This window comes from Pseudoalteromonas espejiana DSM 9414, from assembly GCF_002221525.1.
GTDB classification, from domain to species: domain Bacteria; phylum Pseudomonadota; class Gammaproteobacteria; order Enterobacterales; family Alteromonadaceae; genus Pseudoalteromonas; species Pseudoalteromonas espejiana.
Window position 1 is genome coordinate 3,710,738 of record NZ_CP011028.1, and the last position, 10,019, is coordinate 3,720,756.

The following is a 10,019-nucleotide window of genomic DNA, read 5'->3' on the forward strand; positions in this document are numbered from 1 at the left end:
TTTTTACCTTAAAGTTAGGCGACTACCGGCGCTGTTTTTTCTTTTCTGCGTAGCATTTCGCCCGCAAGTGCTAAGTAGGCTTTTGCACCACTTGATGCGCGGTCGTAGTACATTGCGGGTGCACCAAAACTTGGTGCCTCAGCAAGGCGCACATTTCGTGGGATCACGGTGCGGTATACTTTATCGCCAAAATGTTGTTTTAATTGTTCTGATACATCATTTGCTAGTCGATTGCGTGGATCGTACATAGTACGAAGTATGCCTTCAATTTGTAAGTTAGGGTTAACTAACTTTGCAAGTTGCGTAATAGTGTCCATTAATGCTGTTAGTCCTTCAAGCGCATAATATTCACATTGCATTGGCACTAAAATAGAGTCGGCCGCTGCCATTGCATTTACGGTCAACATATTTAGTGAAGGCGGGCAGTCGATAAATATAAATTCATATTTATCTTGTATTTTTTCAAGGGCGTTACGAAGGCGCACTTCGCGTGCAAACAATTCCATTAACTTTACTTCGGCTGCGGTTACATCGCCGTTGGCCGCTATCATATGATATTCACCAGAGGTTTCGGTGATAATCACCTCATCCATTGGCTTATCTTCAATGAGTAAATCGTAAATGGTGGCTACATCGCCATATTTGTCTACACCGCTACCCATAGTAGCGTTGCCTTGCGGGTCGAGATCTATTAACAGCACTTTACGTTTCGTTGCAGCCATAGATGCAGCGAGATTTACAGCGGTAGTTGTTTTACCAACGCCGCCTTTTTGATTTGCTAATGCGATGACTTTTGCCACTATGTCTCTGATCCTAGTCTTTAGAAAGAATAATTAAATGTCGTTGTGCATCAAGCTCAGGAACTGCTAGCGAGATTTTTTCTTCAAATTTAACACCTTGAGGAAGTGACTCTAGCTCTTCACTAGGAAACACACCTTTTAGTGCAATAAACTTACCTGAATGGTCAATAAGGTGCGAGCACCAATCTACCATATCTTGTAATGAAGCAAATGCACGACTGAGTACGCCATCTAATTTAACACTTGGTTGATATTCTTCAACTCTTGACTGCACTGGGGTTACATTATTTAGCCCAAGCTCATGCTTAACTTGCATTAAAAAGCGAACGCGTTTGCCTAAGCTATCAAGTAATACAAATTGCGTATCGGGTAGTGCAATTGCTAACACAATACCAGGAAGGCCAGGTCCAGTGCCCACATCAATATAATGATGACCGGGTAAATGAGGTGCAACAACTAAGCTATCCATAATGTGCTTAATCATCATTTCTTCTGGTAAGCGCACTGAGGTTAAGTTATATGCTTTGTTCCACTTATTGAGTAATTCAACATATTTAACCAGTTGCTGTTGCTGTTTTTCAGTTAGCGCAATATCAGTTTGCGCTAACAATGTTGTTAATTGTTGCTGTAACACAGTTTACCTTTACTGTTACGCAGTTTTGCGTAATAAGCCTTGCTTCTTCAGATATACTAATAATAGCGAAATCGCCGCTGGGGTGATACCAGAAATACGTGAAGCTTGGCCAATAGTATCTGGACGCGCATCAGTAAGCTTTGCAACTACCTCATTAGATAAACCCGACACGGTTGAGTAATCGAACTCTTTTGGCAAAATAGTTTCTTCATGGCGAAGCTGTTTGTTGATCTCATCTTGCTGGCGAGCTATGTAGCCTGCGTATTTAGTATGGATCTCAACTTGCTCAAGTGCAGCTTGGTTAGTAAATTCAGATCCTAATCCGTCAATGACCATTAAATCGTCATAACGAATTTCTGGACGACGAAGCAGATCCTCTAAACTAGCTTCACGAGTAAGTGGCGTTTTTAATAACGCATTTACTTGATCAACCACTGCATGATCTTTGTGGATCCAGGTATCTTTAATACGCTGTTTCTCTTTTTCGATCACTTCCATTTTTTCGTTAAATGCCTGCCAACGTTCATCGTTAACTAAACCTACTTCACGGCCTTTTTCAGTTAAACGAATATCAGCGTTGTCTTCACGAAGCAATAAACGGTATTCGGCACGGCTTGTAAACATGCGGTACGGTTCTTTTGTACCAAGCGTTGCTAAGTCGTCAATCAGTACACCCACATAGGCTTCATCACGGCGTGGTGTCCAAGCGTCTTTACCTTGCACTTGTAATGCAGCATTCATACCTGCAATTAAGCCTTGAGCGCCGGCTTCTTCGTAACCGGTAGTGCCATTAATTTGGCCAGCAAAAAATAGCCCATCAATAAATTTAGTCTCTAAAGACTGCTTTAAATCGCGTGGATCAAAAAAGTCATATTCAATAGCGTAACCCGGGCGACAAATATGTGCGTTTTCAAAACCGTCTATCGATTGCACAATTTGTAACTGCACATCAAACGGTAAACTGGTCGAAATACCATTAGGGTAAAGCTCATAAGAGGTTAAACCTTCTGGCTCTACAAATATTTGGTGTTTGTCTTTATCAGCAAAACGTACAATTTTATCTTCAATTGAAGGGCAGTAACGTGGGCCTATTCCTTCAATAACACCAGAGTACATTGGTGAGCGATGCAAATTGTTACGAATAACTTCATGAGTTTTTTCGTTTGTGTAAGTGATATAACACGGAATTTGCTGCGGGTGGTCGCTTTGCTTACCCATAAAAGAAAATACAGGGGTAGGCGCATCACCAGGTTGTTCTTGCATCTTGCTAAAATCAACTGTACGGGCATCAATACGTGGTGGAGTACCCGTTTTTAAACGGTCTACTCTAAATGGCAACTCACGTAGTCGATCTGCTAGTGCAATTGAAGGTGGATCGCCGGCACGGCCACCTTTAAAATTCTCTAAACCAATATGTATTTGGCCACCTAAAAAAGTACCCACTGTAAGTACTACACTTGGGGCGCTAAAACGTAAGCCCATTTGTGTAACTACGCCAACTACTTTGTCGTTTTCAACGATAAGATCGTCACACGATTGTTGGAATATTTTTAGGTTTTCTTGTTTTTGTAGTGTGTCTTGAATTGCAGCTTTGTATAAAGCGCGATCTGCTTGAGCACGGGTAGCACGAACAGCAGGACCTTTTGAAGAATTTAAAGTACGAAATTGAATACCGCCTTTATCAATAGCTTGTGCCATGGCACCGCCAAGCGCGTCAATTTCTTTAACCAAATGGCCTTTGCCTATGCCACCAATTGCAGGGTTGCAAGACATTTGACCAAGGGTATCCATATTATGAGTTAGCAGCAGGGTATTCATCCCCATGCGTGCAGCAGCCAATGAGGCTTCAGTGCCTGCATGTCCACCACCTACTACGATAACGTCAAACTTTTCGTGAAAAATCATTAATGGGATCCTACTTAATCAAACCAGTAAACTTCAAAAGGGAGCGTATTCTACCTAGAAATTAGCAGAAGATAAATGATTAAACAGTGGGCAAGATCTAAGTCACTGATCACTTATAATATAAAGGATCTTTTAAAGAGATCTTTTAATACTATTACTACTAGTGATCGGCTTTTCTGTTGATAAGCTCTATTTATTCATTAAAAACATAAAATTAGATCAGATCTAAAGGTGTTAATATGATCGGATCATCAGGCAAATAAGCTCTGATCAAAAAGGGTGTTTATACACAGGGCAACATCAGTTGGATCTTATCCAATGGATAAGCATGCTTAAAAACGCAGTTTGATCAGCGGTTATCCACAAAAGCTATTAAATTATTAGTAAATTGTGAGTAACTTTGCTTATGATCTACTTTGTAAACGCGTTACTTTAATTGCGTTTTTTCTATCCAAGAGTCTAGCCACTCTAAAGCTGTATCTTCAGGTAATGCTTCATCAAGAATGTTGAGCTCTAACCTTGGTGCTATACATACCGCATGCTTACTGGCCATTAAGGTATTTATATTACGTGCAGCTAGGTTGTAAGTATCGTAACTTGTATCACCTAAGCCAACAACCGAATACTTAACAGCTGATAAGTCTGTTTGTTGGTTTAACTGTTCAACAAAAGGTAAAAGGTTCTCAGGATAATCACCTGCGCCATAGGTTGATGTGCATATAAGCCAAATTGTATTACGTTGATCAATATCAGATAAATCAGGTTGATCGTGTAACTCAGCACTAATACCTTGGTTATTTAATTCGTCGCACAGTTGCTCCGCTACATACTCAGCAGATCCCATTTGACTACCCACGATAATATTTACAGCACTCATATTTAAACTGATCACATATTGCTTATTTGCCCGCTATGATAACTTAGTCAGCCTTGCAGTAAAGAAAACCTTTGTAATTTTGTATAACTATTTTTGAAGTGTTTTTATTCTTTAATTATGTTCTGCATTTAAGTTGTTGAATATAAACAAGTTAACATTAATTCTTTAAATGTAATCTTCTGATCAAGTTGTTGATAAGATTGGGGAAAGCTCTGCTTAACTTACTGTGATAGGCGTTTATGTGATCGCTAAGTTATTGATTTTAAGTATAGGAGAGTCCACCAGCGAGTCTATTAATTTAAATTTAAAGCTGTTGATCGCAATGTGGATAGTAAGCTTGTTGATAACTTTATATCGCGATCAAAAATAATTTTATAAAACGATCTATTTATTGGGATCTGCTTTAAAAACCTTAAATTATTTTAATAAACAGGTATATTTTAATGTGATCGCGGTTTATTGAACGCTTTGCATGCCTAATTTTTCGAATTATTAGGCATAAAATCCCCAATTGTGGATAACCTTTTTTAATTACTCGTGTTTAAACTTTTTTTTTTTGGCGGTTTTAGCTGGTGGAAGACGGTTAATAAAGGCAGATCTAAGCCATATACAAGGTGTGATTTAGTGAGATGACAGCGTTTTAGTTTAATTTTTTGGGGTAAACGGTCTTTTAATAAAGCATTTATTGCTGTTTTGAGCACCATTTAGCTCATTATTTTGGCATTTTTTTGTGTCTAAATTAGTCCAAATACCTAGTAATACACATACTTAAGGCTGTTAATATTGGTATTAACTTTACTGATTTGAAGCTGTTTATTGGCATAGATTTACCCTTATTTTTCATTAGAAATACCATCAAAAATATTAGTTAAGTAAAAGTTTAACGAGCGCTTTTTCAAAATTTAACTAACCAGATATGACTTGTGAATGTTATATCGGGTATCAATATACTTAGCATTACATGCCATTTTTACATTAAAAATAGTGGGGTTAAATTAAGTATTAATACCAATTCGCTTAATTAATTGGTTTATTTGAGGCTGGAAAAGCTGTTATACCTAGGCAAATAATTCGCTATTTAATTGCATCAAACGAGAATATTTAAGACAGGTAGCGATACATTTAGCCCTGCAGAAGGATTAAATATTATTGCGCATTGGTATGAGTGTATTTAAGGCATAACAAAGGGCACGTGTGTGCCCTAATATTAAGATGTTTTTAGTTAGTTTTTGGTTTATTTACCAATACAGAACGAGCTAAATATTTTGCCAAGTAAGTCGTCTGAGGTAAATTCACCGGTTATTTCATTTAAGTACTGCTGTGTTAGTCGTAGCTCTTCAGCTAATATTTCGCCGGCTACGTGCATTTCTAGCTGCGTTTTACCCGTATCTAAATGATAGGCCGCATGTTCAAGTGCATCTAAGTGGCGACGGCGTGCCATAAAGCCACCTTCTGTAGCGCCCTGAAAACCAATACAAGCTTTTAAGTGGTCGCGTACAAGCTCTATACCTTGGGCATTTTTAGCGCTTAAGCTAATTACCGGGTATTGCTGGTTTTCATCCATACCTACCGCATCGCCCGATAAATCGGCTTTATTTCTTATTACTGTTACACCCATACCTTGTGGTAATTTAGCCATAAATTCAGGCCAAATAGCGTGTGGGTCGGTGTCGGTGGTGTCGGTACCATCAAGCATAAATAACACGCGGTCTGCTTGGTTTATTTCATCCCATGCGCGCTCTATACCTATTTGCTCTACACGGTCTGGGCTCTCACGTAGGCCTGCGGTATCGATAATATGCAGTGGCATACCATCAATATGTATGTGCTCTCGTAATACGTCGCGGGTGGTACCTGCTATTTCAGTTACGATTGCTGCTTCTCGACCTGCTAGGGCGTTAAGCAAGCTTGATTTACCTGCATTAGGGCGCCCAGCAATAACTACGCGCATACCTTCGCGCATTATACTGCCTTGCTTAGCTTGGCTCGTTACGGTGTGTAATTGGGCGATAATGGCATCTAGATCGCCCGATACTTTGCCATCGGATAAAAAGTCGATTTCTTCATCAGGAAAGTCAATGGCTGCCTCTACATACATACGTAAATGAATTACTTTTTCTACTAAGGTTTCAATATGTTTAGAAAACTCACCTTGTAGCGATTGTAGGGCACTTTTAGCAGCTTGCTCAGAGGTTGCATTAATTAAATCGCTAATAGCCTCTGCTTGGGTTAAATCTAGCTTATCGTTCATAAAGGCGCGTTCAGAAAATTCACCTGGCTTAGCTAAGCGAACGCCCTCTATTTGGCTAATTTCTTTTAATAGCATGTCCAGTACAACGGGGCCGCCATGGCCTTGAAGTTCAAGTACGTCTTCGCCGGTAAACGAATTTGGCCCTGCAAAATAAATAGCAATACCTTGGTCTAGCTGCTCGCCGCTTAGGCTTTTAAAAGGAACGTAGTCGGCATAGCGAAGCTTAGGTACTTTACCTATTATTTTTTCGGCGACGCTTTTAGCAAGGCTGCCAGAAACCCGAATTATACCTACGCCACCACGCCCAGGAGCGGTAGCTTGTGCTGCAATTGTGTCTTGATTGATCATGCTATTAATTTGCCAACGAGAGTAACTTTAATGGCGCTATTGTAACCTATGCAATTATTTGTAGCGAATCGCAGTTATAAAAAACAGGCAATAAAAAAGGCGACCTAAGTCGCCTTTATATAAGTAGAAGCTTAATTAGCCTCTTACTTTTATACCTTGTTTTTCCATGCCACGGTAGATGATAAGCATCTGGACAATAGAAATTAAGTTAGACACTAACCAGTAAAGTACTAAACCAGATGGGAACCATAAGAAGAATACAGAGAAGATAACCGGCATAAAGGTCATCATTTTTTGCTGCATTGGGTCGGTAACTGTCATTGGTTGTAGTTTTTGCGTCACAAACATACTCGCACCAAATAATATTGGTAATACGTAGTATGGGTCTTTTGTAGAAAGGTCAGTTAGCCAAAGTACAAATTCTGCATGGCGTAGTTCTGTTGATTCTAAGAATACATAAAATAGCGCTAAGAAAATTGGCATTTGTAGCAAAATTGGGAAACAGCCACCCATAGGGTTAACTTTTTCTTTTTTGTACATTTCCATTGTAGCCTGGCCGAATTTTTGACGGTCATCACCATATTTTTCTTTAAGAGCAGCCATTTTAGGCTGAAGGGCACGCATTTTTGCCATTGAGGTGTATTGCGCTTTAGTCAGTGGGTACATTAACGATTTAACGATAATAGTGATGGCAATAATTGCTACACCCCAGTTACCTAAAATACTGTGTAACCATTTAAGTAATACAAATAAAGGCTGCGAGATAAACCATAACCAACCGTAATCTACAGTTAAGTCTAAATCTGGGTGAATCGCTTCAAGAATATCTGACTCTTTAGGGCCCATGTAGTAAGTCGCATTAAGTGTTTGCTCACTGCCGGCTTGTACATTAATAGGTGCTGCTTTTGTACCAATAATTGCGGCATTACTTTTAGTAATTAAGCTGTAAAGCGTGTGTGTTTCGTCTTGCTTAGGTACCCATGCACTTACAAAGTAATGCTGAATAAATGCAACGTAACCACCTTGCGTATTTTTATTAAGGTTTTTATCAGCCATATCTGAAAAGCTGTATTTTTCATACGACTCTTCATCAGTACCGTAAGCTGCACCTAAATAGTTTTGATCAACTAAGCTGCCTTTTTCTTGTACAGTACGCTTAATTTGCGTGTATAGCTGTACTTGCACTGGCGCGCTTGTAGCATTATTTACTGTGTACTCTAGGCCTACATCGTATTGACCTTTTTTAAATACATATGTTTTAGTAAAGCTTACGCCGTTACTATCTACATAAGTAAGTGGTACACGTAACTCATCACCGCTTAGCGTGTAGGCTTTTTGCGCTGCTTGGTAAGTAGGGCGACCATTTGCTGATGCATCTGGGCCATTTAAACCAATTAAACCACTTTGTGAGAAGTATTGATTGCCATCAAACTCACCTAGAAGCATAAATGGTGTTTCTTCACCTTTTACTTCTTCGTATTGCAGTAAGTCTGCTTCAACAATGTCACCGCCTTTGGTGTCGATTTTTACGTTGAAAACGTCAGTCGTAATGTCAATAACTGAACGCTTAGCAGCAGTAGCCGAAGCTGGTAAACCTGAATCTGACGATGACGGTATATAATCATCTGACTCTGGTGACGTTGTGTTTAGTGTTTGTGTAGTGGCACTAGGATCGGCTTTAGGTGTGTTGTAGTCATTATTCCATTCTTGAAATAATAAAAACGACACTAACATTAAACCGATTAATAAAAACGTGCGTTGCGATTCCATAACAGCTCTTATTTCTCGTGTTGGTGGTTAATACGGGTTAATTTTTCAGGAACGGGGTCTTCTCCGCCTGAATGTAAAGGATGGCATTTTAATATGCGTTTAAGTGCTAACCAACTCCCTTTTACAAATCCATGCAAATTAATTGCTTGAATAGCGTAATGAGAGCAGCTTGGATTAAAACGACAATGCGGGCCTAGTAGTGGGCTTATCCACATTTGATAACCGCGGATAAATAACACTAAACACCGCTTTGGAATAGCAACAAGTGGTTTAAGTAACCTCATGATGTTTATGCCCCTGCGTATATTTAGTGAATAGATACCATGTATTTAAAGGCTCAATTAGAGATTTTAAACGCATGATTAAAAGGTGAGCTAAAGATACCTTAATTAACCCTGTAATTCTATTGCTATCGGGTTTGTTTATTCGATTTAGCTGATTTGTTAGGGCGCTTTTTAAAAGGTGGTGGTTTTGGTGCACCCGGTTTGCAGCGTTCATTAATTTTGCGCCACAATTTTGTAAGTTGCTTGGTTATTTCTTCATTAGACTGCTCGTCAATGCCACTTTTTACCATAAGCACAATATCAATGTTATCGATGGTGTGTTGATTTAAACGAAAACTTTCGCGAGCAAGTCGTTTAATACGGTTTCGTTGGCATGCCTTTTTTACACGTTTTTTAGCAACAGTAAGTCCTAACCTAGGTTTATCTTGGTCATTAGGTTTTGCTAGAAGAGTAAATAAAGGAGTTGCAGCCCGAGCGGGTTCATTAAATATGCGAGAGTAATGCGAGGGAGTTAACAGACGTAACTCCCTGCCAAAGCTAAAGTCTTCCACTTATATATTAAGCAGAAAGTACTTTGCGGCCTTTAGCGCGGCGACGTGCTAATACTTTACGGCCATTTACAGTTGCCATGCGAGCACGGAAGCCGTGTGCACGTTTGCGTTTTAAAACGCTAGGTTGAAAAGTTCTTTTCATAACAATCTCATCCGATCGGTTAAAGTTAAAACATCCTATGCAGGTCGCGATCCTGGCACAGGTGCCATTGCGAGCGCGAGATATTATAGATTAAGCACTTTAAAGTCAATCATAATTGCGCTGTAAACACCGTGTTTATTACATTTTTTGTACTTTAGGTTGATATTTATGGATTAATTTTAGAGCAAATTGCGCTCCTTTTACTCAAAAAGCTCAATTACTAAGCTTTAGGCAAGCTAATAATATGGATCGTAATAAAGTAGGGTGATCAACTAGGATCATCATAATTAAGAAGTTTTCCACAGCTGTTGTTTAAAAAGTGAATAAAAGCATGGGAAAACTAATTTAGATCGTAAAATTGGTTCGCGATCTCACTGTGTTTTTGATATGATCTGTTATCAGGCTTTAAAATAAAAGCCGATATAAATCAGTCTGTTAAGGTATTTATACACTGATA

The 10,019-nt window shown here is 39.2% G+C and carries 9 protein-coding genes; all 9 read right to left on the reverse strand.

Annotation, left to right across the window (positions count from 1 at the left end; genetic code table 11):
* Nucleotides 1–14: 14 nt before the first annotated feature.
* The 9 genes from PESP_RS16825 to rpmH all read right to left on the reverse strand — a co-directional run bounded on the left by PESP_RS16825 (nt 15) and on the right by rpmH (nt 9,562).
* Nucleotides 15–800, reverse strand: a complete 786-nt coding sequence (locus PESP_RS16825) for a ParA family protein (protein ID WP_089349048.1) — start codon at nt 798–800, stop codon at nt 15–17.
* Between the two features lie 13 nt (nt 801–813).
* On the reverse strand, nt 814–1,434 hold the full coding sequence (gene rsmG / locus PESP_RS16830; RefSeq protein WP_089349049.1) for a 16S rRNA (guanine(527)-N(7))-methyltransferase RsmG: 621 nt from the start codon (nt 1,432–1,434) through the stop codon (nt 814–816).
* A 15-nt stretch (nt 1,435–1,449) separates the two neighbouring features.
* Nucleotides 1,450–3,339: a tRNA uridine-5-carboxymethylaminomethyl(34) synthesis enzyme MnmG gene (gene mnmG, locus PESP_RS16835; RefSeq protein WP_089349050.1), complete on the reverse strand. Its 1,890-nt coding sequence runs from the start codon at nt 3,337–3,339 to the stop codon at nt 1,450–1,452.
* A gap of 427 nt (nt 3,340–3,766) precedes the next feature.
* Nucleotides 3,767–4,216 carry an FMN-binding protein MioC gene (gene mioC / locus PESP_RS16840; protein ID WP_089349051.1) on the reverse strand — a complete coding sequence of 150 codons (450 nt, stop codon included), beginning with the start codon at nt 4,214–4,216 and terminating at the stop codon, nt 3,767–3,769.
* A gap of 1,234 nt (nt 4,217–5,450) precedes the next feature.
* Nucleotides 5,451–6,815: a tRNA uridine-5-carboxymethylaminomethyl(34) synthesis GTPase MnmE gene (gene mnmE / locus PESP_RS16845; protein WP_089349052.1), complete on the reverse strand. Its 1,365-nt coding sequence runs from the start codon at nt 6,813–6,815 to the stop codon at nt 5,451–5,453.
* A gap of 135 nt (nt 6,816–6,950) precedes the next feature.
* Nucleotides 6,951–8,585, reverse strand: coding sequence for a membrane protein insertase YidC (gene yidC, locus PESP_RS16850; RefSeq protein ID WP_089349053.1), 1,635 nt, complete (start codon nt 8,583–8,585; stop codon nt 6,951–6,953).
* A gap of 8 nt (nt 8,586–8,593) precedes the next feature.
* On the reverse strand, nt 8,594–8,869 hold the full coding sequence (gene yidD / locus PESP_RS16855; RefSeq protein WP_004588061.1) for a membrane protein insertion efficiency factor YidD: 276 nt from the start codon (nt 8,867–8,869) through the stop codon (nt 8,594–8,596).
* Nucleotides 8,870–8,994: 125 nt separating this feature from the next.
* Nucleotides 8,995–9,420, reverse strand: a complete 426-nt coding sequence (gene rnpA, locus PESP_RS16860; RefSeq protein WP_029772813.1) for a ribonuclease P protein component — start codon at nt 9,418–9,420, stop codon at nt 8,995–8,997.
* A 7-nt stretch (nt 9,421–9,427) separates the two neighbouring features.
* On the reverse strand, nt 9,428–9,562 hold the full coding sequence (gene rpmH, locus PESP_RS16865; protein WP_004335215.1) for a 50S ribosomal protein L34: 135 nt from the start codon (nt 9,560–9,562) through the stop codon (nt 9,428–9,430).
* Nucleotides 9,563–10,019: the final 457 nt, after the last annotated feature.